The 465-nt window shown below is 32.7% G+C and carries 1 protein-coding gene; it reads left to right on the forward strand.

The genetic code is table 11. From position 1 onward, the window contains the following. A partial coding sequence (locus AC25JC_RS17345) for an integrase core domain-containing protein (protein ID WP_486924519.1) occupies positions 1-178 on the forward strand: 178 nt, incomplete at its 5' end. Positions 179-465: the final 287 nt, after the last annotated feature.

Below are 465 nucleotides of genomic sequence, written 5' to 3' on the forward strand. Positions count from 1 at the left end.
GGTGATTGAATATTTAAAAGCAGACTGGCAAGGTTTAGCGGATGTACAACTTGCGACATTAAATTGGGTAGATTGGTTTAACAAAAAGCGTGTACACAGCGCATTGGGTTATGTACCTCCTTTTGAGTTTGAAGCAATGTACTATGATAAGATTAACCCGTTAGGTCAGGTGGCCTAACTTAAATAAAAATGTCTCCGACAAACCCGGTACGCTTCAAATTTAATGAAAGCCTCTATAGTGAAAAAAATTAAGTTTTAATAAAAAAGCGCCTTTGAATGTAGGCGCTAAATTTTAATGCTTGATACACTAACGCTAATATTCAAGTATACTTAATTTAACATAATCTATATTATACGAAATGTATTTGTTAGAACCCATTTAAAGTGTCTATATTCTCACCAATAAAAATGTCTAGTTTATGATGGTTTTTATCACCATGGACTGGATATAAATATAGATGCTTA

It is taken from the genome of Acinetobacter sp. P37 (assembly GCF_057480965.1).